The 24,204-nt window shown below is 72.4% G+C and carries 20 protein-coding genes; 8 read left to right on the top strand and 12 right to left on the bottom strand.

The genetic code is table 11. The features are described 5' to 3' along the window. Positions 1 to 48: 48 nt before the first annotated feature. The 3 genes from K4S16_RS11805 (at position 49) to K4S16_RS11795 (ending at position 4,802) form a co-directional block, all read left to right on the top strand. Complete coding sequence (locus tag K4S16_RS11805) at positions 49 to 1,305, top strand: SAM-dependent methyltransferase (protein ID WP_149258965.1); 1,257 nt, start codon at positions 49 to 51, stop codon at positions 1,303 to 1,305. A gap of 722 nt (positions 1,306 to 2,027) precedes the next feature. Next, a complete protein-coding gene (locus tag K4S16_RS11800; protein ID WP_149258964.1) occupies positions 2,028 to 3,677 on the top strand; it encodes a hypothetical protein in 1,650 nt (549 codons plus the stop codon). Positions 3,678 to 3,863: 186 nt separating this feature from the next. Then, positions 3,864 to 4,802: an aminoglycoside phosphotransferase family protein gene (locus K4S16_RS11795; RefSeq protein ID WP_149258963.1), complete on the top strand. Its 939-nt coding sequence runs from the start codon at positions 3,864 to 3,866 to the stop codon at positions 4,800 to 4,802. A gap of 307 nt (positions 4,803 to 5,109) precedes the next feature. Here the strand turns inward: K4S16_RS11795 and tsaD are convergent, their stop codons facing one another. The 8 genes from tsaD to K4S16_RS11755 all read right to left on the bottom strand — a co-directional run bounded on the left by tsaD (position 5,110) and on the right by K4S16_RS11755 (position 13,378). After that, a complete protein-coding gene (gene tsaD / locus K4S16_RS11790; protein ID WP_200841828.1) occupies positions 5,110 to 6,147 on the bottom strand; it encodes a tRNA (adenosine(37)-N6)-threonylcarbamoyltransferase complex transferase subunit TsaD in 1,038 nt (345 codons plus the stop codon). A 106-nt stretch (positions 6,148 to 6,253) separates the two neighbouring features. Then, positions 6,254 to 6,745, bottom strand: a complete 492-nt coding sequence (gene rimI, locus K4S16_RS11785) for a ribosomal protein S18-alanine N-acetyltransferase (RefSeq protein WP_268843224.1) — start codon at positions 6,743 to 6,745, stop codon at positions 6,254 to 6,256. Then, on the bottom strand, positions 6,742 to 7,422 hold the full coding sequence (tsaB, locus tag K4S16_RS11780) for a tRNA (adenosine(37)-N6)-threonylcarbamoyltransferase complex dimerization subunit type 1 TsaB (protein WP_149258962.1): 681 nt from the start codon (positions 7,420 to 7,422) through the stop codon (positions 6,742 to 6,744). The genes rimI and tsaB overlap by 4 nt, the downstream gene beginning before the upstream one ends. Before the next feature lie 140 nt (positions 7,423 to 7,562). Then, complete coding sequence (locus K4S16_RS11775; protein ID WP_149258961.1) at positions 7,563 to 8,588, bottom strand: hypothetical protein; 1,026 nt, start codon at positions 8,586 to 8,588, stop codon at positions 7,563 to 7,565. 127 nt (positions 8,589 to 8,715) lie between these two features. Next, positions 8,716 to 9,186 (bottom strand): tRNA (adenosine(37)-N6)-threonylcarbamoyltransferase complex ATPase subunit type 1 TsaE, encoded by a 471-nt coding sequence (tsaE, locus tag K4S16_RS11770; RefSeq protein ID WP_268843223.1) that lies wholly within the window; start codon positions 9,184 to 9,186, stop codon positions 8,716 to 8,718. Then, complete coding sequence (locus tag K4S16_RS11765; protein ID WP_149258960.1) at positions 9,183 to 10,262, bottom strand: alpha/beta fold hydrolase; 1,080 nt, start codon at positions 10,260 to 10,262, stop codon at positions 9,183 to 9,185. The genes tsaE and K4S16_RS11765 overlap by 4 nt, the downstream gene beginning before the upstream one ends. A gap of 11 nt (positions 10,263 to 10,273) precedes the next feature. After that, positions 10,274 to 11,395 carry an alanine racemase gene (alr, locus tag K4S16_RS11760; RefSeq protein ID WP_149258959.1) on the bottom strand — a complete coding sequence of 374 codons (1,122 nt, stop codon included), beginning with the start codon at positions 11,393 to 11,395 and terminating at the stop codon, positions 10,274 to 10,276. 483 nt (positions 11,396 to 11,878) lie between these two features. Next, positions 11,879 to 13,378 (bottom strand): NAD(P)H-hydrate dehydratase, encoded by a 1,500-nt coding sequence (locus K4S16_RS11755; protein WP_149258958.1) that lies wholly within the window; start codon positions 13,376 to 13,378, stop codon positions 11,879 to 11,881. Between the two features lie 225 nt (positions 13,379 to 13,603). Here K4S16_RS11755 and K4S16_RS11750 point away from each other — a divergent pair, with 225 nt between their 5' ends. The 3 genes from K4S16_RS11750 to K4S16_RS11740 all read left to right on the top strand — a co-directional run bounded on the left by K4S16_RS11750 (position 13,604) and on the right by K4S16_RS11740 (position 15,177). Beyond that, positions 13,604 to 14,464 carry a helix-turn-helix transcriptional regulator gene (locus K4S16_RS11750; protein WP_149258957.1) on the top strand — a complete coding sequence of 287 codons (861 nt, stop codon included), beginning with the start codon at positions 13,604 to 13,606 and terminating at the stop codon, positions 14,462 to 14,464. Positions 14,465 to 14,502: 38 nt separating this feature from the next. After that, positions 14,503 to 14,724 (top strand): DUF397 domain-containing protein, encoded by a 222-nt coding sequence (locus K4S16_RS11745; protein WP_149258956.1) that lies wholly within the window; start codon positions 14,503 to 14,505, stop codon positions 14,722 to 14,724. A 222-nt stretch (positions 14,725 to 14,946) separates the two neighbouring features. Beyond that, complete coding sequence (locus K4S16_RS11740; protein WP_308800794.1) at positions 14,947 to 15,177, top strand: DUF397 domain-containing protein; 231 nt, start codon at positions 14,947 to 14,949, stop codon at positions 15,175 to 15,177. 223 nt (positions 15,178 to 15,400) lie between these two features. Here K4S16_RS11740 and K4S16_RS11735 read toward each other — a convergent pair whose 3' ends face one another. The 3 genes from K4S16_RS11735 to glmS form a co-directional block, all read right to left on the bottom strand. After that, complete coding sequence (locus tag K4S16_RS11735) at positions 15,401 to 16,372, bottom strand: ABC transporter permease (RefSeq protein ID WP_149258954.1); 972 nt, start codon at positions 16,370 to 16,372, stop codon at positions 15,401 to 15,403. Between the two features lie 9 nt (positions 16,373 to 16,381). Beyond that, positions 16,382 to 17,326: an ABC transporter ATP-binding protein gene (locus K4S16_RS11730; protein WP_149258953.1), complete on the bottom strand. Its 945-nt coding sequence runs from the start codon at positions 17,324 to 17,326 to the stop codon at positions 16,382 to 16,384. 114 nt (positions 17,327 to 17,440) lie between these two features. After that, positions 17,441 to 19,285 (bottom strand): glutamine--fructose-6-phosphate transaminase (isomerizing), encoded by a 1,845-nt coding sequence (glmS, locus tag K4S16_RS11725; RefSeq protein WP_149258952.1) that lies wholly within the window; start codon positions 19,283 to 19,285, stop codon positions 17,441 to 17,443. Positions 19,286 to 19,407: 122 nt separating this feature from the next. On the opposite strand from glmS, the gene coaA reads away from it, so the two are divergent. Then, complete coding sequence (gene coaA, locus K4S16_RS11720) at positions 19,408 to 20,349, top strand: type I pantothenate kinase (protein ID WP_149258951.1); 942 nt, start codon at positions 19,408 to 19,410, stop codon at positions 20,347 to 20,349. 6 nt (positions 20,350 to 20,355) lie between these two features. Here coaA and K4S16_RS11715 read toward each other — a convergent pair whose 3' ends face one another. After that, positions 20,356 to 21,726, bottom strand: a complete 1,371-nt coding sequence (locus tag K4S16_RS11715) for an alkaline phosphatase PhoX (RefSeq protein WP_149258950.1) — start codon at positions 21,724 to 21,726, stop codon at positions 20,356 to 20,358. Positions 21,727 to 21,884: 158 nt separating this feature from the next. Between K4S16_RS11715 and K4S16_RS11710 the strand changes: the two genes are divergently transcribed. Further along, positions 21,885 to 24,149 (top strand): DUF4132 domain-containing protein, encoded by a 2,265-nt coding sequence (locus K4S16_RS11710; RefSeq protein WP_160160882.1) that lies wholly within the window; start codon positions 21,885 to 21,887, stop codon positions 24,147 to 24,149. Positions 24,150 to 24,204: the final 55 nt, after the last annotated feature.

Raw genomic sequence — 24,204 nt, 5'->3', positions numbered from 1 at the left:
ACGTTCACCGGGCCCGGGGTTCCGCTTCCTGCCGCTAACTTCCACCCTATGGACATCGCGTCGTTCCGGGCCCTGCGCACCCCCTCCGGCCAGGCGCTCCTCAGGGAGGCGGCCGAGGCGGACGTGAGCGAGGACGGTCTGCTCGCCACGGCGTCGCGGCTGCGCGAACGGCACGACGACCCCTCGCTCGTGGCCGCCGCGCTGACCCAGGTGCGGTTGCGGGCGCGGGCCCGCGCCAAGTTCGGGGCCGACGCCGACCGCATGTACTTCACGCAGGCGGGGCTTGAGCAGTCCACCCGCGCGAGCGTGGCGGCCTACCGTGCCGCACGGTTCGCGGACCGGCTGCCCGGGGCGCGCGTGCTGGAACTGGGGTGCGGGATAGGGGCCGACCTCATCGCCCGAGCGCGCGCGGGCCTCATCGGGGAAGGCGTGGAGCTGGACCCGCTGACGGCCGAGGTGGCCCGCGCCAACGTGGCCGCTCTCGGACTGGACGGTCTCGCCTCCGTGCGGGCCGGGGACGCGACCAAGGAGGACCCGGCCGGGTTCGACGCGGTCTTCGCCGACCCTGGACGGCGCACGGCGCGCGGCCGGGTCTTCGATCCCCGCTCGTACGAACCGCCGTTCGACGTCGTCCTGGAGATGGCCCGGCAGGTGCCCGCCGCCTGCCTGAAGGTCGCACCCGGCATCCCCCATGAGGCCGTACCGGACGATGCCGAGGCCGAGTGGATCTCGGTCGGCGGCGACGTGAAGGAGGCCGCCCTATGGCTGGGCGGGCTGGCAGGCGACGCGGGCCGGCGGGCCACTCTCCTCTCGTCCGACACCCATTTTCCAGAGACCGAGCCCCTGCCCGAGACAGAGCCCCGGGTCTGGACGCTGACTTCCAGCGGCGCGGGCGAGCCCGACGTGCGTGCATGGGGCCGGTACCTGTACGAGCCTGACGGCGCCGTGATCCGGGCCCACCTGGTCGGCGAGGTCGCGGATCTGGTCGGCGGCGGCCTGGCGGACCCCCGCATCGCGTACGTCACGTCAGACGAGCTGCGCCCGACGCCGTTCGCCTCCGCCTACGAGATCGAGGACGTGCTGCCCTTCTCCGTGAAGCGGCTGCGCGCCGAGCTGCGCCGCCGCGAGGTCGGCGTGCTGACCGTCAAGAAGCGCGGTTCCGCCGTCGACGTGGACCGGCTCCGCCGCGACCTCGGGTTCGGCGGGCGCCGCGCGGAACGGGGCGCCGAGGAGCTGACCCTCGTGGTGACCCGTGTAGGACGCGACCCCGTCGCACTGCTGACGCACCCCGTCGCCGGAGCCTGACCCGCCGGACACGCGGTCTGCCCCTCGGGAACGCGGTCTGCCCCTCGGGAACGCGGTCTGCCCCTCGGGAACGCGGCCTGACCCGCCGGGGACGGGCGCCGTCCGGCAACCCTTCCCAAAGATCTTCCACCCGGCGGCGCAACACCAAGCGGGGCAGGGCGACGCGCCACGGCGGTGCAAATCATCGGCGCTTTCCGGCATTGCGCGCACCAGGGATTGCGGCCACCCGGCAAGGGCATGGGGCGGCCGTGGAAATCGGTGCGCGGAGCCCGAGCGGCCCGGAAACACCAAGGCAGGTTCAGCGGCAGGGCCATCGGCGCCCTCGAAGCCGTCCCGAAAAAGCGCGGATCCGGCCCCGCCGTGTCACGCTCGCCGCACGCGCGTCGGGCAGGGTGTAGCCGACCGCGGGTTCGCGAACTGACGATGTTGGACGAGATGTACGGACAGAACGCCACCCAGAACGCCGGACCCGTCCCGCCGCGCCCGCCGCCGTACACCCCACCTATCCCCAGGAAGAGAGCGATAGCCACAAAACGGGAAACTCACCATGCAATCAGCTATTTCCAACTAGTCGCCCTAGCCGGATAACAGGCGCATCCCGCCGAACTCGCAACTTTCTCTACTACCCGTTTTAGGCGCGCTCTACACGCACTACAGTGGCCACTCCAGAGATTCATTTGCCGTGCGTCATTTCGTCGCGCCGGCACACGAAGGAGCATCGGGTGGAAACGAATCACAACTTCCTGCAGACGGGGGGTCAACCGGTTTCGGACCGGATGCGGGAGTTGCTCGCCCGTGCGGCGCAGGACCACGTCTATGAACAGCGCTCACAGGGTCAGGTCCTGGACGAGATTCGCCAGCGTCTGGAAGGCATGGAGTGGCTGCTCCGCGAGGTCCGCGAGCGGGAGCTCAACGGGCTGACCGGGCAGATCGAGAGCGTCCGCGGGCAGGTCGACGAACTGTCCGGCAAGCCCCCTGAATGGGCCGAGGGCCTGGCCGAGCACATCGAGGCGTTCGGCGAGCGGGTCAAACCCGTGGCCGAGCTGCCCGCGCTGTGGGCCGACGTCGGCGTGGTAGCCGAGAACGTCGACGAGGGCCTGACCCGCATCCAGGCCGTCCTCGACTCGGCGCAGCAGATCACCGACGCCACGCAGCAGGCGTCGCGGCGCATGGACGACATGACCAAGCGGCTGGACAAGCTCCAGGGCAGCATGGAGGCCGCGTCCGTCCGCTTCAACCGGCTCGACAAGTCGCTCGCGGAGCTCGGCCACCGGTCCGAGCGGCTCGAACACTCGATCAACGGGGTCACGGCGAGGGTCGACCAGGCGCTCGGCGAGATGGCCGACCGCACGGAGCAGGGCCTCGAGGCGGTCAGCGGTCGGGTCGAGGGCGTCGGCGGCCGCCTCGACGGCATCGACGGCCGGCTGGACGGCGTCGACGGCCGCCTCGAAGGGCTGTCGGGCAAGCTGGAGGGCCTCGACGGCCGGTTCGAGGGGGTCGACGGCCGCATCGACGGGGTCGGCGAGCGGATCAGCCGGCTCCCCGCCGCGCTGGGGATCGCCGAGGTGCACCGGGCGCTGACCGACCTCGCGCAGCGCCCGGACGCCGAGTACGGCGACCGGTTCGACGCGCTGGAGAAGCACCTCGCGGAGGCCGTCGACCCGCTGGTCGAGGAGCTGCGCGCCCGGCCGGACCGCGACGAGGTCAAGGCCACCATGGCGCAGATCGCCGAGACCGCCTACAGCGACGTGGCCAAGCGCATGGACGAGTTCTCCCGCCGGTTCGAGGACGTGCACGACGACGTCCGCAAGCGCATCGAGGGCATCCACGACGAGGTCGCCAAGCGGGTCGACGGCGCGCTGGAGGAGTTCACCGCGCAGGTCGACCTCGTCTCCCGCCGCGTCGAGTCCGTGCACGTCGACGTGGCCAAGCAGGTCGAGTCGGTGCACAACGAGATGTCGCGGCAGGTCAGCGGCGTCCACCACGACTTCGGCAAGCGGATCGGCGACATCCACGACGACGTCACGCGGCAGGTCGGCACCATCCACGAGGACGTCGCCAAGCAGGTCGGCCACATGCAGGAGGACGTCGCGCGGCAGGTCGGCGGCGTCCAGGCGGAGTTCGCGCGGCGGGTGGAGAGCATGCAGGACGATGCCGCCCGGCGCGCCGACGCGGCGCAGGCCGAGTTCGCCAAGCGCTTCTCCCATGTGGAGGACGAGGTCGGCCGGAAGGTGGACGGCGTCCACGACGATGTGTCCAAGCAGGTCAACGCGGTGCACGAGGACGTGCTGAAACGGCTGTCCACCCTGGAGGAGACGATGCTCGCGCTCGCCGAGGCGCTGCTGCGTCCCCGCCGCGAGGCCAAGGACTGACGAGTGTCCGGGTGGGGCCGGCGCGGGCCCCACCCGGCATCCCCGTACCTCCCGGTATTCGCCGTGTTCGTCCGGTGAACCGCCGGGATGACCGGAGATGCTTCCCTCATGTCACCCCGATGACGTGCGTTTTGTTACTTTCCGTCTTCGCAAAATCACTCCCAATACCCATCGGAATCCGTTTTCATGGATCAGGTGACCCACACACCGGCTCCCTGCCTGCCGACCGGCGTCCCGCCCGGGCACACCACCCTGCGCTGGGTGGAGGACTGCCTCGGCGAGGGCGCCGAGGTCCGCATGGTGCGGCCCCTCGCCGGCACCGCCCACGCCAACCACGCCCTCCTCGTCGAGAGCCGCTCCGGCGAGGCCCACCACCTCGTCCTGCGCCGCTGGACCTCCCGCGAAGCGGCCCCCGCCCGCCGCGGCTACGGCGACGCCGAGTTCTCCCCCGAACGCGAGATCGCGGCGCTCGCGCTGCTCGCCGCCAGCAGGATCCCCACCCCGTCCCTGGTCGCCGCCGACCCGTCGGGCGCCTACTGCGACGTCCCCGCCCTGCTGATCACCCGGCTCAGGGGCCACCCGCCGCGGCCCTCCCGCGACGACCTGCCCGAGTACCTGATCCAGCTGGCCGCCGCGCTGCTGGAGGTGCACGAGCTGAACGGCGCGTCCACCATGCCGCCGTACGTCCCGCACAACCGGCTCGACGTGCGGCTCCCGCCCAAGCACGCGATCCGCCCCGAGCTGTGGGAACGCGCCTTCGAGGTCGCCGCCCGGCCCGCCCCGGAGGCGCCCGCCCGGTTCATCCACCGCGACTACCACGCCGACAACACGCTGTGGTCCTACGGCAGGCTCACCGGCATCGTCGACTGGTCGGACGCCTCGTCCGGCCCCGTCGCCGTCGACATCGCCTGCATGCGCCGCGGCCTGGCACTGCGCTACGCCCCGTCCGTCGCCGACCGCTTCCTGCGCTCCTTCGACCAGGTCTCCGGCGGCCACGCACACGACCCGTACTGGGACGTGCGCAGCGTCCTCGACCTGCTCCCCGAGGACGACACCCGCATGATCGACGAACCCCAGATCCCCATCTGCGAGGACTACCTCGACAGCCTCCTAGCCCAGTGCTGAACCCGGCAGCATGTCCGCCGCGGCACTGAGGCAGACACGACCAAGGCAGCCACTCCGCCCAGGCCGGCCCAGGTCGGGACCAGCACCGCGCCAAAGGTAGCGCTGCGAAGGCCAGTACCTCGGCCCAAGGCCGACGCTGGACCAGCATCTGCTGAGACAGACACGGATTGAGGCCAACACGAGGCTGAGGCCGGCCCCGGGCCGCAGTCGGCGGTGCGCCGAGGCCGGCGCGACGCTGGGACCGGCACCACGGTGGGGCTGGCACCGTGCTGTGGGGCCGCCTCGCTCAGCGCCTGGGGGGGCTTGTTCAGGGGAGGGTGACGGCCTCGATCGGGAGGCTGGAGTCGGCGGGGAGTTCCAGGTCGGACGGGGCGATGCCGGAGGCGACCAGCTCGGAGCCCAGGGCGGCGACCATGGCGCCGTTGTCGGTGCACAGCTTCGGGCGCGGGACGCGCAGGCGGACCCCGGCGGCCGCGCAGCGCTCCGCGGCGAGGGCGCGCAGCCGCGAGTTGGCCGCGACGCCCCCGCCTATCAGCAGGTCGGGGACGCCGTTGTCCTTGCAGACCTTCAGCGCCTTCCGCGTCAGGACGTCCACGACGGCCTCCTGGAAGGACGCCGCGACGTCGGCGACGGGGACGGGCTCGCCCGCGCGCTCCTTGGCCTCCACCCAGCGCGCGACGGCCGTCTTCAGGCCGGAGAACGAGAAGTCGTAGGTGCCGTCGTTGTACTTGCCGCGCGGGAACGCGATCGCGGCCGGGTCGCCCTCGCGGGCCATGCGGTCGATGACCGGGCCGCCGGGGAACCCGAGGTCGAGGACGCGGGCGACCTTGTCGAACGCCTCACCGGCCGCGTCGTCCACCGTGCTGCCCAGGGAGCGGACGTCGCCCGCCACGTCCGGCACCAGCAGCAGGGAGGAGTGGCCGCCCGACACCAGCATCGCCACGCACGGCTTCGGCAGCGGGCCGTGTTCGAGCTGGTCGACGCACACGTGCGCGGCCAGGTGGTTGACGCCGTACAGCGGCTTGCCGAGCGACAGCGCGTACGCCTTGGCGGCGGCGACGCCGACCATCAGCGCGCCCGGCAGCCCCGGGCCCGCGGTGACCGCGAAGGCGTCCACGTCGGTGAACGCCACGCCGGCGTCCGCCAGCGCGCGCTCGACGGTCGGCCCCATCGCCTCCAGGTGCGCCCGCGACGCGACCTCCGGCACGACGCCGCCGAACCGGGCGTGCTGGTCGACGCTGGAGGCTATCGCGTCCGCCAGCAGCGTGTGCCCGCGCACGATCCCGACCCCGGTCTCGTCGCAGGAGGTCTCGATCCCGAGCACCAGTGGCTCGTCCCGAATCACGTGAGTCTCCCTGTCTCCCCGTTAAGCCCTGTCTCCCCGTTGGGCGCTGTCTCCGCGAGCGTCCTGCTTGTCCGGCCGTCGCCGGGGCGCCTTCCGCCGCTCCTGGTCATCCGGCCCTGTTGAAGCCCATGGGCGGACGGTCGCGGAGTTTGCGGCACATGACGATCGCGTCCACGTCCGAGGGCTGGTAGTAGCGCTTGCGGATGCCGACCCGCTCGAAGCCGAACCGCTCGTAGAGGCGGTGGGCGGCGTCGTTGTCGGCGCGGACCTCCAGGAACACCGACTCGCTCCCCCGCCGGACGGCCTCCTCCAGCAGCGCGGTGAGCAGCGCCGCGCCGATGCCGCCCTTGCGCCGGTCCGGGCGCACCCCGATGGTCTGCACGTCGGCCTGCCCGCCCGCCGCGGCGAGGCCCGCGTAGCCGACGATCTCACCGTCGGACGCCTCCGCGACGATGTAGTGCCGGGTGCGAGGCTGGTCGGCGAGCTCGGCGGCGAGCATCTCCTCGCTCCAGGTGTCCTCCGGGAACAGCACCCGGTCCAGCCGGTGGACCGCCGGAAGGTCGGCACCGGTCATGGACCGCAGGACGACATCGCTCACGCCGGCGTCACCTTCTTGCGGGGCCCCGGCTCCTTGGCGTCCGGCCGGCGCAGGTAGAGGGGCTCCGGCTGCAGCAGCTCCGGCCCCTTCAGGCCCGACAGCCTTGCGACGACCAACTCGGCGAGGGCGGTCGCGGTGGGCAGCAGCGGCTCGTGCTCCGAGCCCCCGAGGATCTCCGGGTACAGGGCCGCGCCCTCGCCCACGACGGGCATCCCCTCGGGCGCGCCCTCCAGGACGTCCACCGCCGGGCCCACGGCGGGATCGGTGGCGCGGAAGCGCGCCGAGTCGTACCGCGCCCAGTAGACCTCCTTGCGGCGGGCATCGGTGGCGACCGCGAACGGCCCGTCCCGCCGGGTGGCCCAGGCGATGATGTCGAGCGTGCAGACGCCGTGCACGGGGACGCTGAGGGCCTCGCCCATCGCCCGCGCGGTGACCAGCCCGACGCGCAGCCCCGTGTACGGCCCCGGGCCCACGCCGACGGCGATCGCGCTCAGGTCGCCGGGCGCCGCCCCCGCCTCCGCCATCACCTCCGCGATGGACGGGGTGAGCAGCTCGGTGTGGCGCCGCCGGTCGACGGCCTCCGCGAGGCCGCGCTGCACCGCGCCCTCGCCCGGGGTCCACTCGTACAGCGCCACGGTGATCGCGGCGGTCGCGGTATCGAAAGCCAAGACCAGCACGGGTTGTAAGCCTACCGGCCGCCGGCCGGGAGTCGCTCGGCTCTGGCCGGCCCGGCTCAGGCGGCCCCGTGATCGGCTAAGCGCGGACTCAGGGCCCAGCCCGAGGCCGGGGCATGGCTGAACGCGGACTCAGGTGGCCCTCAGCGCTGACTCAGGGCGGTCACCACGGCCTTGGTGACCTCGGTGGCGCCGCCGGTGGCGGCGTCGGAGGACAGCGGGCCGCTCTTGTCCGAGCCCGAGTAGTGGACGGTGACGAGGACGTTGGCGACCCGGACGTTGCCGATGGCCTCGCCGGAGCCCTGGTTGTCGTCCACGCTGTAGACGATGTACCCCTCGTCGCCGACGCCGGTGAGCCGGATCTTGTCGGTGAGCTTCTGCCCGGCCAGCAGCGCCTTGCCGGACTCATCGGCGGTCCGCTCGGTCACGAACGTCTTGCGGGCCGCGTCGGTGGGCGACGTCCCGGCCGCGCCGGCGATCGCGCGCAGCTCGATGGTGAGCTGCCGCCTCTTCTCGCCCGCGTAGGCGCCCCACACGCACTGGTTCTGCTGGTCGTCGCCCTGGTAGTTGTCGGCCTCGGTGCGCTCGGAGTCGGGCGCCAGCCGGTTGATCAGGTCGTCGCCGATGATCGTGCAGGAGTCGGGGACCGCGGTGCGCTCCCCCTTGGACATCGGGGAGTTGTCGGTGGCGCCGCTGCCGACGACCTGGCCGGTGCTCCGCTCGCCGCTCGCGCCGACGCCGCTCAGGACGGCGAAGACCGCGAGCCCGCAGACGGCGATGCCGGCGACGGCGCCGCCGAGGACGACGGCCCAGCGCCGTCCGGCACGGCGTTCGCGCGCCACCCTGTGGCTGCCGGTGCGGTAGCCGCCGCTCCCGCCGCGGTGGGGGCCGCTGCCCGTCCGGTACCCGCCGCTGTCCGTGCGGTATCCACCGCTCTCGGTCCGGTATCCACCGCTCTCGGTGCGGTAGCCGCCGCTGCCGGTCTCGTAGGGGCCGGTCTCCCGCTGGTACGGGCCGCTGCCCGGACGGCCCGAGGAGTACCGCTCGTACGCGTCTCCGCCCGCACCGTATCCACCGCCGTCCGGCCGGTAGCCGCCGCCTGCTCCCTGGCCACCGCCCGAATCGCGGTAGCTGTCGCGGGGATTCCCGCTGCGATGGCTACCACTCACCGGTTCCCACTCCCGTTGGAAATCGATATGTCGTGAAGGTGAGGCTTGTTGCGGCAAAGAGTACGACATCAAGCCTAAAAAAGGACCAGTCGGGCCGGCAAAATCCGTAGAAGTTGCCAGTCCAGCATCATCCAGGGCCGAGATCCAGGTCGGACCAGCGCTCACCGACCCCGACGATCCTTACTTCGCGCTCCTCGCCGGACCCGTCGCCGCGAGAAATGATCACTTCCAGCCGGTCCTCGGCGAGGCCCTCGGCGAGGCCTTCTCCCCATTCCACGATCGTCACCGATTCCGCGATCGACGCGTCGAGATCGAGATCGTCCAGCTCGGCGAAACCGCCCAGCCGGTAGGCGTCCACGTGCACCAGCGACGGACCGCCCGCCAGCGACGGGTGCACCCGCGCTATGACGAACGTCGGCGAGGTGATCGGGCCGCGCACCTTCAGCCCCTCGCCGATGCCCTGCGTGAGCGTCGTCTTGCCCGCGCCGAGGTGGCCCGTCATCACGAGCAGGTCGCCCGCCCGGAGCACCCCGGCCAGGCGCAGCCCGAGCTCGCGCATGTCCTCGGCGGTGGGGACGGTGAGGGTGACGGCGTTCACGCGGTGCGCTCCTCTTCCTCGTACACGGGACGGACCCGCTCGACCAGCCGGCGCAGGCCCCCCGTCACCACGCCCGGGTACTCCAGCGGCAGCACGTGCCCGGCCTCCTCCACCTCTACCAGCTCCGCGTCCGGCAGCGCGTCGGCGATGCGGCGGGCGTGCTCGGCGGGGGTCAGCCGGTCCCGGCCGCCCGCCACCACCAGCACCGGGACCCGGCCGATCACGTCCGTGCAGCCGATCTTGTCGTGCGCCATCAGCGCCGGGTAGAACTCCGCGATCACGTCGATCGGGGTCCGCCTGATCATCTCCTCCAGGAAGGCCACGACGGACGGGCTGACGTACTTGTCGGCGAACGCCATCTTCCGCGTGACGACGAACGCCAGGTCGGCGCCCAGCCCGCGGGCCTTGTCGACCAGCTCGGCGCGGCGGCCGAGGCCCCGCAGCGTCCCCGGGGCAAGCGGCCGGACGGCCTTGGCCAGCACCATCGGCAGCCCCAGCGTCATCTCCGCCAGGTCGCCGCAGGAGGTGTTCACCAGCGCCACGCCCACGACCCGCGACCCGAACAGCTCCGGATGCTTCTCCGCCAGCGCCATGATCGACATGCCGCCCATGGAGTGCCCCACGAGGACGACCCGGCGGTCCGGGCCGGCGGCCGCGTCCAGGACCGCGCGCAGGTCGTCGCCGGTCTGCTCGATCGTCGCGTCCCCGGGGCGCCCGCGTCCGGAACGGCCGTGGCTGCGCTGGTCCCAGAACACCAGCCGCAGCGACCCCTGCAGGTCGCGGCGCTGGTAGTGCCACGAGTCCTGGTTGAGGGTGTAGCCGTGGCAGAACACGAGGGTGAGGTCGGCGTCGTCGGGGCCGTCCACCTCCACGTGCAGCGGGACGCCGTCGTCGGCGGCGACGGTCATCTCCCGCCCGCGCAGCTGCCCGAAGGGCTCGGCGGCGTCCGGGTCCGGCCGCAGCCGCACCCGGCCGACGGCGAGGTGCCGCAGCCCGACCGCCGCGCCCACGCCCGCCGCGCCGACGCCCGCGACGACGCCCGCGACGCCGAGCCTGCGCTTTCTCCTGCTGTCCATTCCCGCGCCCCCTACAGCGCCCCCGGGTACGCCCTCGGTACCCGGGCCCCGATGCGGGTGACGATCTCATACGAGATCGTCCCCAGCGCCTCCGCCCACTCCTGCGCGGTCGGCTCGCCCCGGTCGCCCGGGCCGAACAGGATGATCTCGTCTCCGGCCGCGAGCCGGTCGTCGCCGACGTCGATGACGAACTGGTCCATGCAGACCCGTCCGGCGATCGTCCTGCGTCGCCCGGCCGCGAGGACCTCCAGCACGTTGGACCCGTGCCGCGGGATCCCGTCTCCGTAGCCCACGGGCACCACGGCCAGCGTGGTCTCCCGCTCGGTGTGGTACGTGTGACCGTACGACACCCCGCTGCCCGCCGGAACCCGCTTGACCAGCGCCGCGTCCGCCACGAGCGTCATCGCGGGGCGCAGCCCGAACCCGCCGAGCGCCGGCACCGGCGTCAGCCCGTACGTCGCGATGCCTGGCCGGACGAGGTCGAACCGCGCCTCCGGCAGGGTCAGCGCCGCCGCCGAGTTCGACAGGTGCCGCACCTCGAAGCGCGCCCCGGCCTTCTCCGCGTGCGCCACCATCTCGGTGAACGCGCCGATCTGCGCCGCGATCGAGGGATGGCCGGGCTCGTCCGCGCAGGCGAAGTGCGACATGACCCCCGCGACCCGCACGTGGCCCGTGGCCTCCGCCTTGAGCGCCGCGTCGACCAGCGCCTCCCAGTCGTCGCCCCGCGCACCCCCGCGCGACATGCCCGTGTCGGCCTTGAGATGGATCCGCGCCTCGCGCCCGGCCCGCTCCGCCGCCTGGACGACCTCGTCCAGCAGCCAGACCGCCCCCACGGTCAGGTCGACGTCCCGCGCGACGGCCTCCTCGTACGGTTCGCCGGGGACGCCCACGCAGACCAGCGTGCGGACGGTGAGGCCCGCGTCCCGCAGGCGCAGCGCCTCGGCCAGCTTCGCGACGCCCAACCAGGACGCGCCGCCGGCGAGCGCGGCGCGGGCGGCCTCCACCAGCCCGTGCCCGTACGCCTCGGCCTTCACCATGGCCATCACCTCGGCGCCCCGCGCGCGCTCGCGCAGCACCCCGATGTTGTGGCCGATGGCGCCGAGATCGACCCGTGCCTCCGCAGGAACCCTCATGGTCACCCAGTCTGCCGTCCCCGCGCCCATGCCTGGGCCTTATCGCCCAGGTCACGGCCAGAACGGCCCCTCACAAGCGCTCCCCCGGCGCTCCCTCGCCCAATAAGACGCAAATGCCCACCCCAGGGTTCAGCCCCAGACCCCGTCGCGGGTCGGGCGGCCGGAAGGCGCTCCAGGCGCCTGGAGGCCGCACGACCCGCCGAGCCGGGCGACCGCAGCGCCACGCCGAAACCCGCACGGGCACGAGAACCTCAACCGTGGCGGGAGGATCGCCCGGCTCGCAACGGGGGTTCCAGGGGGTCGCCCCCCTGGGCAGACACAGCGCGGGTCGGGCGGCCGGAAGGCGCTCTAAGCGCCTGGAGGCCGCCCCACCCGCCGAGCCGGACGACCGCAGCGCCACGCAACAAACCCGCACGGGCACAACACACCGAAACCGTGGCGGGAGGATCGCCCGGCTCGTAACGGGGGGTTCCAGGGGGGTCGCTACCCCTGGGCAGACACAGCCCGAAAAGCGTGGGGGAGGGCGTCGATCACGTCTTGGGCGCTGATCGGGGCTTCGGGGCCCGGGGTGGGGGCGGAGGCCAGGCGGGCGGCCAGGCCGTGGAGGTAGGCGCCGCCGGCGGCGGCGTCGAGGGCGGGCATGCCGCCGGCGAGCAGGGCGCCGATCAGGCCGGACAGGACGTCGCCCGTGCCGGCGGCGGCGAGGCGCGGGGTGCCGGTCGGGTTCACGCGGACGGGGCGGTCCTGCTCGGCGACCAGGGTCGTGGAGCCCTTCAGCAGGACGGTCGCGGAGAGCTCGGCGGCGGCGCGGCGGACGTGGTCGAGGCGGGCGGCCTCGATGTCCTCGCGGTCGGCGGCGATGAGCCGGGACAGCTCGCCCGCGTGCGGGGTGAGGACGGTCGGGGCGGCGCGGCACAGCAGGTCGCGGCGGCGGGCGAGGACGGTGAGGCCGTCGGCGTCCACGAGCACGGGCAGGTCGGTGCCGAGGACGGCCTCCAGAAGCGACTCGGCGGCGTCGCCGGTGCCGAGGCCGGGGCCGGCCACCCAGGACTGGACGCGTCCGATGCGCTCCAGGACCCTCGCGTCGTGGCGGCCGGGCTCGACGACCGTGGTGACGACCTCTGGCCAGCGCTGCCGGACGAGCTCGACCGGGCGGGCGACCGAGGCGAAGCGGACCATTCCGGCACCGCCGCGGACCGCGCCGCCGGTGCTGAGGACGGCCGCGCCGGTGAACTGGTCGCCGCCGGCGATGATGCCGACGACGCCGCGCCGGTACTTGTCGGACTCGGGGCGGGGCTCGGGCGGGGCGATGTCGGCGGGCCGGGCGGCGACGACGTCGGGGTCGGGCAGATCGGGGCCGAGGCCGATGTCGACCAGCTCGACCACGCCGCAGTGGGCGGCGCCCGGGTCGATGAGCAGGCCCGGCTTGTGCGTGCCGAAGGTGACGGTGACGTCGGCGTGGACGGCGGCGCCCTCCACGCGTCCGGTGCTCGCGTCCACGCCGCTCGGGACGTCGCAGGCGACCACGAGCCCGGCGGCCTCGGAGGCGAGCGCGGCGTACCGGGCGTGGGGCTCGCGAAGGCCGCCGGTCCCGCCGATGCCGGTCAGGCCGTCGATGATCAGGTCGGCGCCGGCGATGGCGGACTCGACAAGGGCGGATTCGGTGGGCGCGGAGTCCAGGAGGCGGCCGCCGGCGGCGCGCAGGTCGGCCAGCCCGCCCTCGTGGATCTTGGATCCGGCCTGCACGGCCTGGACGCGGGCGCCGCGCCGGGCGAGGCGGGCTCCGGCGTAGAGGGCGTCGCCGCCGTTGTCGCCGCCGCCCACCAGGAGGACTACGCGGGCCCCGTACACGGCGGGCAGGAGGCGCGCGCACACCGAGGCGAGCCCGGCGGCGGCGCGCTGCATCAGGGCGCCGTCGGGGAGCCGGGCCATGAGGGCCTGCTCGGCCGCCCGCACCTTGCCGACCTCGTGCGCGTACCTCATCCGCGACTCCCCAAGTCGATCACACACTTAGAGTGCCACGTGGGGACCCTCCGCAACCCCGGAGCCGTTCGATCACAACTTGCACCGCAACTTTCGGTGTCATGTGCGCAAAAGAATCTTCAGTCGTAGAATCTTGGGCATCCGGTCCGATGTATTCGCGCCGCGGCCCCCCGGTGCGGCAGAATGCGCCCAGATCAGTCCGCCGGGACTGGAGAGGCCCGAGCAATGAGCACTTCCCGTGGTCCCTCCGTCCGTCAACGGCGCCTGGCCGCCGAGCTCCGGAGGCTGCGCGAGGCCAAGGGCCTCACCGGAGACGAGGTCGCCGAACGGCTCGCCTGGTCGACCGCCAAGGTGAGCCGGATCGAGAACGCGCGGACCGGCGCGAAGATCGGCGATGTGCGGCGACTGCTGGAGCTGTACGAGATCGACGGCGCCCGGCACGACGACCTGATCGCCCTGGCGCACGACGCCGCCCAGCGGGGTTGGTGGGAGGACTACCGCGACCTGCCGAGCGAACTCGCGGACTTCATCGCACTGGAGTCCGAGGCGACGGCGGCCAGGGAATGGGGCAGCACCGTTATTCCCGGACTGTTGCAATCTGAGAGCTATGCCCGGAATGTCATCGGCGGATGGAGCGACCTGGCCACCCTGCCTCCGCAGGAACTCAACCGCCGGCTGGACGTGCGAATGCGGCGGCGCGAACTGCTCGACGGACCCGCTCCCCTGGAACTGTCGGCGGTTATCGACGAGGCGGTTCTGCGGCGCCGCATCGGCGATCAGAAGGTCATGCGGGAGCAGCTCGAACATCTGTACCAGATGACCGAGCGCCCGAACGTGACCCTGCAGATCCTACCCTTGGACGTACCACACTCGGTGTTGGCCGAATCGTTTATCCTCCTGGAATTCTCCTCGGTGCACGACATCAATTTTCCTGATATCGTTCACACGGAATCACTGACGATCAGCCACTTGGCGGAAGAAGCCGTCACCTATATGTACCGGCTCGCCTATTCGAGTCTGTCCCGCCAGGCACTGGATCCCGCGCAATCGCGACGGCGCATCGCCGAGGCCAGGGACGCGTGGTGACGGTCCGCTAAGGGCTCAATCCTTGCGAAAGGCACCGAGTGTCCCTTTTTGCTACTCCTGTACCACAATGGAGGAGAAGCGCCCACTGCGGGGCGAGTAATACATGCGTCGAGATCGGCACGCTAACCGATTCGTCCCGGTTTATCGGGGCCCGCGACGCGAAGTACGGCACGCAGAGTCCGGTCCTGTCATTCTCCCAGGCGGAATGGCGGGAATTCGTCGAACGAGCGAAGAAGGGTGATTTCGACCTGGGCCGCTGACCCGGCGCGAGGCGCCGTCCGGCCCCGTCCGCCAAGGCGTGCGGGGCCACGCCGCACGAGCCGGGTCCACCGCGCCGACCCGGCTCGTCGCCCTCACAACCGCAACTCTGGAACTACCTCGGCACGCCTGACACACGGGTACCGCGCCACCCGGACGTGATCAGGCGTTTTTTGCGATCTTGTTACCGTGTGCTTGATGCACCGGCAGCGCGGCCGCGGCAAATGCAACTTTCGATGCAGGGAGCCGGAATGAGTTTCCAGGGGACACCGCACGCCCGATGGAGAAAGAGCGCCCGATGCGGCGCCAGCAACTGCGTCGAGGTCGCACGTCGCGGCGGGGACGCCATATGCGTGCGCGACACCGAGGACGCCGCGACGATCCTGTCGTTCCGGCCCGATGAATGGCGCACGTTCACCGAGCGCGCCAAGGACGGTCGTTTCGACACCCGCTGAAACAGTCACTGCAACTTGCAAGTCCGGCGAGATTTCCAACCGGCCTGAGAATTGCGTTGAGCGGGAGCGGATCCGCGCCGCTCGGTAAGGAGCCGCATGATTTCCCGCGGTACACCGCTCCCGCTGATCGCATTCCCAGAAGATGATCGCATTGTGAAATCGCTCACGCCGCGAGAAACGCCTATCCGCCGCACAGTCACCTGACGGCCCCCAGAGGCGTCCGTCAGGCCACGCGGACGCCTCGGGGGACCCGGTACAGGGGCGTCCGCAGGCGGGAGGCCGTGATCCACACCGCGCCCGCCGCGAGGGCCAGGTCGAAGGCCAGCCCCCAGGGCCACACCGCGGCCCCGTCCTCGCGGTCCGACCCGTGGTCGTCGTCCCCGGCGCGGACTTCGCGCACGGTGCGGCTGATCGATCCGAGCGGGTCGGACTCCGGCGCGCGGCTGAGCACTACGTCTCCGACGAGGACGCGGCGCTCGGGCAGGCGCGGCGCCGCGTCGGCGAGCGCGACGACCGGGTTCGGGGCCAGCAGCCACCAGACGCGCTCGGTGTGGTCCTCGCTGTACCCGCCGTACCGGTCGGGGACGTGCTCGGACGTGAGCGGGACCGCCAGCGTGAACAGCAGCGGCGTCCCGACCAGCAGGGCGAACACCGTCAGGTACGACAGCAGGATCGAGGTGACGCTGCGGGCCACCAGCGCCGACCAGGCCTGCGACACCGCGCAGACCACGCCGATCAGCAGCGCCGTCACCAGCAGGACGACCAGGGCCCGTCCCACGCCGATGGCGCCCTCGGCGACCGGCAGGAGCAGGCTCGGCAGGGTCAGCACGAGGGTGACCAGGCCCGTCCCCCAGGCGGCGGCGAGCTTGCCGAGCGCGATGTCGCCGGGGGTGAGCCGGGTGACCTGCAGCGTCGCGAGCGTTCCGCGCTCGCGGTCCCCGTTGACCGACTGGCCGCCGAGCGCCGGGGTGACGAGCAGCGTCAGCACCAGCACCCCGAGCAGGACCCCGCCGAACATGGGGACGCCGGGCTCGCCGAAGGAGGAGGTGTCGCCGTACTCCAGCGCCACCCGGAACAGCAGCCCGAGCCCGTTGACGACCAGGCACCAGACGAGGAGCAGGACCTTCCAGCGGCCGGTCCGCAGCCGGGTCCTGATCTCCTGCCGTGCCACCAGGCCGATTCCGCGCGCGGTCAAGGACAATGCTCACCTCCGGTTCTCGGTCATCGCCAGGTAGGCCGATTCGAGCGCGCTGCCGGCGGGCGCGAGGCCGCTGACGGGCACGCCGGCGGCGACGAGCCTGGCCAGCAGCCCGGCCGCCTCGCCCTCGGTCAGCGGGCCGACCTCGGCGCCTCCCGCCACGTCGGCCGCCTGCACCCACGGCAGCTCCTCCAGCTCGCGGGCGAGCGCCGACGCCAGCGGCTCCGGGTCGAGGGAGCGGATCCGCCACCGGACCCGTGCCGAGGTGCCGGTGATCTCCGCCATCGCGTGGTCGCCGGCCGTCCGGCCGTGGTCGACGAGGACGACCCGGTCGGCGATCTCCTCCAGCTCGCTGAGGATGTGGCTGGACACGAGCACCGCGACCCCGTCGGCCGCGAGGGACCGCAGCAGGTCGCGCAGCTCGATGCGGGAGCGCGGGTCGAGGCCGGACGCGGGCTCGTCCAGCAGCAGGACGCGGGGCCGGTGCACGAGGGCCCGCGCCATCCCGAGCCGCTGCTTCTGCCCGCGCGAGAGGGCGTGGACGGGGCGCCCGAGGTGGTCGTCCAGGTGGACGAGGCTGAGCAGCGCCCTGATCCGCCGCGGGCGCTCCTGCTTGGGCAGCCCGTAGGCGTCGGCGAAGAAGCCCAGGTACTCGTCCACCGTGAGCTGGTCGTAGACGCCGAAGGCGTCCGGCATCCAGCCGAGCGCGTCACGCGCCTCGGCGGGACGGGCGAGCGCGTCGTGCCCCGCGATCCGCACCGTGCCCGCGTCGGGCGCGAGCAGCGTAGCCAGGATCAGCAGCAGGGTCGTCTTGCCCGCCCCGTTGGCCCCGACGAGCGCCGTGACCTGCCCGTACGGGACGGTGATGTCGAGGCCGCGCAGCGCCTCCACCGGCCCGAAGCGCCGCACCACGCCGCGCGCCTCGATCGCGAGGCCGCCGTCTCCCGCCACCCGCCACCTCCCGTCGCCGGGCCGGTCCCGATTCCGATGAGACGCGGCCCGTCGCGGGACGGTTCAGAAGAATCCGGAATCTCCCCAGAATCCGGATGTCTCCCAGGGGTCGGGCTACTCGACGGTGACGGACTTGGCGAGGTTGCGCGGCTGGTCGACGTCGTGGCCCTTGGCGGTGGCCAGCTCGCACGCGAACACCTGCAGCGGGACGGTCGTGACCAGCGGCTGGAGCAGCGTCGGAACGGCCGGGACGCTGATCAGCGTGTCCGCGTACGGCTCGACCGACTCGTCGCCCTCCTCGGCGATCACGATCGTCCGGGCGCCGCGGGCCCTGATCTCCTGGATGTTCGACACGATCTTGTCGTGCAGGACGTCCCGCGCCCGCGGCGGCACGACGACCACGACGGGCAGGTCCTCCTCGATCAGCGCGATCGGGCCGTGCTTCAGCTCGCCGGCAGCGAAGCCCTCGGCGTGCATGTACGCCAGCTCCTTGAGCTTGAGCGCGCCCTCCAGGGCGACCGGGAAGCCCACGTGGCGGCCGAGGAACAGCACGCACCGCTCGCCGGCCAGGGAGCGGGCCAGCTCGCGCACCGGCTCCATGGTCTCCAGGACCTTCTCCACCTTCTCCGGCATCCGCTCGAGGAGCTGGACCATGGCGAAGACCTCGTCGCCCCACTTGGTGCCGCGCACCTGCGCGATGTAGAGGGCGATCAGGTAGACGGCGACGAGCTGCGTCAGGAACGCCTTGGTGGACGCGACCGCGATCTCCGGCCCGGCGTGCGTGTAGAGGACGCCGTCGCACTCGCGGGGCAGCGTCGAGCCGTTGACGTTGCAGATGCCGAGCAGCTTGGCCTTCTGCTCCCGGGCGTGCCGGACGGCCATCAGCGCGTCCATCGTCTCGCCCGACTGGGAGATCGCGATGACCAGCGTCGTCGGGGACAGGATCGGGTCGCGGTACCGGAACTCGCTGGCCAGCTCGACCTCGCAGGGCAGCCCCGCCCAGTGCTCGATCGCGTACTTGGCGATCAGCCCGGCATGGTAGGACGTCCCGCATGCGACGATGATGATCTTGTCGACCTCGCGCAGCTCCTGGTCCGGGATGCGCATCTCGTCCAGGTGCAGGCGCCCGTCGGCGCCGATCCGGCCGAGCAGCGTGTCGGCGACGGCTCGCGGCTGCTCGGCGATCTCCTTGAGCATGAAGTAGTCGTAGCCGCCTTTTTCCGCGGCGGACACGTCCCAGTCGACGTGGTACTCCTTCACCTCGGCGGGGCGCCCGTCGAAGTCGGTGACCGTGACGCCCTCGGCGCGCAGCTCGACGACCTGGTCCTGGCCCAGCTCGATCGCGTCGCGGGTGTGCTCGATGAACGCGGCCACGTCGCTGGCGAGGAAGTTCTCGCCGTCCCCGACGCCGACGACGAGCGGGGAGTTGCGGCGCGCCCCGACCACCAGGCCCGGGGAGCCGGTGTGCGTCGCGACCAGCGTGAACGCGCCCTCCAGCCGGCCGCAGACGCGGCGCATCGCGTCCGCGAGGTCGCCGCCGCCCTTCAGCTCGTCCTCCAGCAGGTGGGCGACGGCCTCGGTGTCGGTGTCGGACCCGAGCCCGTGCCCGCCCTCCTCCAGCTCCGCCCGCAGCTCCGCGAAGTTCTCGATGATGCCGTTGTGGATCACCGCGACCGAGCCGGTGCAGTCGACGTGCGGATGGGCGTTGCGGTCGTTCGGCGGCCCGTGCGTCGCCCACCGCGTGTGCCCCATGCCGAGCGTCCCGGCGGGCGGGGGCTCCTCCGCCAGGGCGTTGCGCAGGTTCACGAGCTTTCCCGCGCGCTTGGCCGTCGCCAGCTTCCCGTCGGCCAGCACGGCCACCCCGGCCGAGTCGTAGCCGCGGTATTCCAGCCGCGCCAGGCCGTCGACGACCACGTCGAGGGCCGGACGGCCGCCTACGTACCCCACGATTCCGCACATGGCGGCAACTCTATTCGGTGTCTCGCACCGGACCTACCTGCGAGGGCCGCGGAAGCATGACGCTAGCGTGGACGACCGGTGGAAACCCGGTGACCGGCACGCAGCCCGGTTACTGTTCAGCCATGACGAGCGGATGGGACAGCGTGCCGAGCCCCTACGTGGAACTCTCCCGTGAGGCCTGGCGCGGCCTTCGCGAGAACACCCCGCTCCCGCTCACCCCCGGTGAGCTGGACGCCCTGCGGGGCCTGCGCGACCCGATCGACATCACCGAGGTCGAGGAGGTGTACCTGCCGCTGTCCCGGCTGCTCAACCTGTTCTTCCTGTCGGACGGGCGGCTGCGCGACACCGTCAGCGGCTTCCTCGGCGGCCAGGTGGAGCCCACCCCGTTCATCCTCGGGGTGGCGGGCAGCGTGGCGGTCGGCAAGTCCACCACGTCCCGGCTGCTGCGCACGCTCCTCGCGCGCTGGCCGGAGCACCCGAGCGTGGAGTTGGTCACGACCGACAGCTTCCTTTACCCGAACGCCGTTCTGGCCGAGCGCGGGATCATGGACCGCAAGGGGTTCCCCGAGTCCTACGACCGCCGCGCCCTCGTCCGGTTCGTCTCGGCGATCAAGTCGGGCGCGGCGGAGGCTTCGATCCCGGTGTACTCGCACCTGGAGTACGACATCGTCCCGGACGCGGTGCAGACCGTCCGGCGCCCCGACATCCTGATCGTCGAGGGCCTGAACGTGCTGCAGGCGCCGCCGCCCGGCACCCTCGGCGTGTCCGACTTCTTCGACTTCTCGATCTATGTGGATGCGCGGGTCGAGGACATCCGGCAGTGGTACATCGACCGGCTCTTCGCCCTGCGCCGCACCGCCTTCACCGACCCGCGCTCCTACTTCCACAAGTACGCCCACGAACTGGACGAGGACGAGACCGCCGCCTTCGCGCAGCGCGTGTGGCGGGACGTCAACGAGATCAACCTCGTCTCCAACATCCTGCCGACCCGCGCCCGCGCCACCCTCGTCCTCCACAAGGACAAGAACCACACTGTCCAAAGGATCCGACTCCGTCGGATCTGAGGCGGGTCAGCGGGACCAGGGGCCTGTTACGGCGAAGGTCGTGCCCGGGGTGTAGACGTTGACGTACATCGTCCGGTTGTCGGGGGAGAACGTGACGCCGGCGAACTCGCCCCACTCGGGTTCGGTCTCGGTGCCGATGTTCTGGCGGTTGCGGGCCATCGGGTAGACCGTGCGGCGGCGGGAGACGCCGAAGACGTGCTGGGCGCCGTTGCCGTCCTCGCACACCATCAGGCCGCCCTGCGGGGCCAGGCAGATGTTGTCGGGCGACTCGCCGGGCTTCTCGAGGTCGGTGTCCGGGCCGAACACGATGACGAGGGTGAGCCGGCGGTGGCGCGGTTCGTAGGACCACACCTGCCCGAAGTGGTCGGCGCGGGAGCCGTCCTTCGTCTTCGCGAAGCTCGACACGAAGTAGACGCGGTCGCCGCCCCAGTAGCAGCCCTCCAGCTTCTGGGCGTGGGTGATGCCGCCGGACCCGAAGTCCTGGAACCGGATCGGGGTCTGCGCCGCCAGCGGGTCGGGCACTTTCTTCCATTCGACGTGGTCGAACACGGTGCCGGGCTCTTGCACGACCGACAGGTCCGGGACGCCGGGGACGCACAGCGCCTCCAGTCGGCCGCCGGCCCGCAGGCTGCCGAAGCCGCCGCGCGGCCGCTCCGGCAGGAACCGGTAGAACAGCCCGAACGGCTTCTCGAAGGCGTCCTCGGTCTCGTAGACGGTGCCGTCGCGCGGGTCGACGGCGATCGCCTCATGCTGGAAGCGCCCCATCGCGGTCAGCGGCTCGGGGACGGTCCGGCCCTGGTCGTACGGGTCGACCTCGAAGATGAACCCGTGGTCCTTGGTGTAGTTCCCGGTCCCGGCCTTGTCCTCGGTCTCCTCGCAGGTCAGCCAGGTGTTCCACGGGGTGGGGCCGCCCGCGCAGTTCACGGCCGTCCCGGCGATGGCGACGCGCTCGGTGTGCACGCGCCCGGCCGCGTCGACCTCCAGCGCGGTGCAGCCGCCCAGGCCGCCCGGGTCGTAGGTGACGCCCTCGACGGCCGGCACCCGGTGCGCGGCGTCCGGCCGGTTCTCGTGGTTGCGGACGAGCCACGTCCGGCCCCGGCGCCCGGGGAAGGCGGCCATCCCGTCGCAGTGGCTCGGTACCGCCCCCTCTCCGGAGCGCAGCGGCTCTCCCTCGCGGGACAGGACGGTGTAGCGGAACCCGCGCGGCAGGTCCAGCAGCCCCCTCGGGTCGGGCACGAGGGGCCCGTACCCGTCGTGGCCGCCGGCCGGGGCGGCGGACGCGGCCCCGGCGAACAACTGCTCCACGGACCCGGTGAAGGCGATCCCCGCCCCCACCGCACCCGTCCTGGCGAGGAGCTGACGGCGCGAAACCGACATGAGCACACTCCCTGATGGATCGTTACATGATCCTCTTGCCCGTTGTAACACGCGTCACAGTGATTGTGAACCGGCCCGTTGCGGAGCCGGGCGAACCGCGGTTCCGGACGGTGCGTCTGAAGATCGATACTGTCCGTGCCTGCCGTGAGACTGGAGCAATGACCGACACCCCCGGCGTCGAGGACGCCCCCGAGAGCGACCTGCCCCGCCTGCTCGTCGAACCGCCGTGGAGCCGCCGGACGCCCCGCGGCGCGGAACCGGTCGTCCTGAAGGGGCTGAAGCGGCCCAGGACGCAGGCCGCCGAATCCTGGCCGCCCGGCCTCCGCGAGGAGTGGCTGAAGGTCGCCGACGGCTACATGGCGTCCTACGCGCCGCTGCCCGCGGACACCGACTGGGCCGCGGTGGCCGAGCACTTCCGCAGCGGCGCCGCACTGCGCGACCCGCGCGGCGGCGAGCGGGCCCGCCGGTACTACCGGCTGGTCATGGACGGGCCCGGTGACCTCGCGGACGAACTGCTCGCCGACGAGCGCTACCACGACGACTGGGCCGGCTGGAGTTACCGGGTCCCGCACAAGCACTTCGCGGCCCGGCGCGGCCTCGCCGCCCACCGGCTAATCCTGAACGCGGCCAAGGCGCACCCCTCCGGCGCGGAGGCGCTCGTCCCGTTCGTGGACGACGCCACGGCGCAGGTCATGATCGGCGCGCTCGGCCGGGTCGACGAGGCCGCGCGGCTCTGGTTCGCCTGGCACGGGTCCGCCGCGGCTCCGTTCGTCGTCCCGGAGGCGCTGCGCAAGCCCGGTCCCAAGCGCGCGAAGGCCGAGCAGGGCCTCGCGCTGATCGCCCGCGAGCACGGCAGCGGCTGCCTTGTGGAGGCGGCGCGCGGGTACGGCGAGGAGGCAGTCGCGGCAATCGAGGCGCTGCGCACCGACCCGCTGGACCAGTACCCCGACGACCTGCCGGAATGGGACGAGGAGACCGTCCGCAAGCTCCCCCGGCTCCTGCTGCGCGGCCGCGACCGGGCACTGCCGGTGACGGCCGTCCGCAACTTCGCGACGATGCTGCTGATCTCCACCCCGGAGGACCCGTACCCGGGGTGCGAGCAGGTCATCGAGCTGTGCGATCCCGGTTCGCTCGCCGAGTTCGCCTGGGCCCTGTGCCTCAACGAACCCCGCCACGGCCTGTGGGCGTCGCCGGGCGTGCAGTACGCCCTCCGGCGCCTCGGCGACGCCGCGACCGCCGCCCGGCTCACCGACCGGATGGCGCGCTGGGACAACTACTACACCTGGAGGTTCAAGGGGCTGACGGCGCTCGACGTCCTCATGGCGATCGACGCGCCCGCCGACGGCAAGCTGCGCCATCTGGACCGCCTCGCCCGCCGGAGCGCCGACCACAAGCACATGCGCCGCCATGCGCAGGGCCGGCTGAACGCCATCGCCCGGCAGCGCGGGCTCACCTCCGAGCAGCTCGCGGACCGGATCGTCCCCGACCTCGGCCTGGACGCCGAGGGCTCGATGACGCTCGACTACGGCCCGCGCCGCTTCGTCGTCGGGTTCGACGAGCAGCTCAAGCCGTTCGTGACCGACCAGGACGGAAAGCCCCGCAAGACGCTGCCGAAGCCGGGCGTCAAGGACGACGAAACGCTCGCGCCACTCGCCTACAAACGGTTCGCCGACCTGAAGAAGGAGGCCCGGACGGTCGCCGCCGACCAGATCAAGCGGCTGGAGAAGGCGATGGTGGCCGGGCGCTCCTGGACGGCGGAGGAGTTCCGCTCGGTCTTCGCCGGGCACCCGCTGATGCGCCACATCGCACGCCGCCTGGTCTGGTCGGCGCACGGGGTGGGGGCGGACGGAGCGGGGCCGGACGGAGCGGGGCCGGCGGACGGCGCCGCGTTCCGGGTCGCCGAGGACGGCACGCTCGCCGACGTCCACGACGACGAGTACGCCCTCCCGCAGGACGCCCGCGTGACGCTCCCGCACCCGGTGCTCCTCGGCAAGGAGGCCGTCGCGGCGTGGGCCCCGGTCTTCGCCGACTACGAGATCCTCCAGCCGTTCCCGCAGCTCGGACGTCCCGTCCACGAGCTGGGGGACGACGAGCGCGACACCGGCCGGCTGGCCCGGTTCGAGGGGCACGCCGTCCATTTCGGCAGGCTCATGGGCATGACGTCCCGCGGCTGGGAGCTCGGCGACAAGGAGACCGGCGGGTTCCGCCGCCAGGTCAACCTGATCACCCCGGACGACCGGCACGTGATGGTCGCGTTCGAGCCCGGCATCCGCGTCATCGAACCCGACGAGTACGCGGAGCAGAAGATCGAGCGGGTCATGCTGATGACCGGCCGCTACTCCGGGAAGGAGCATCCCTTCGGCGCGCTCGACCCGGTCACCGCGTCCGAGATGCTCGCCGACCTGATCCGCCTCACCGCCTGACCCGTCTCGCAGCCCGGGCTCGTCGGCCGCACGCCGCCGCCGTCCACCGATCGGT

This window comes from Actinomadura sp. K4S16, from assembly GCF_008327685.1.
In the GTDB taxonomy this organism is placed as follows: domain Bacteria; phylum Actinomycetota; class Actinomycetes; order Streptosporangiales; family Streptosporangiaceae; genus Spirillospora.
The sequence above is the reverse complement of the archived record's forward strand: the minus strand, read 5'-3'. Positions and strand labels throughout refer to the sequence as shown.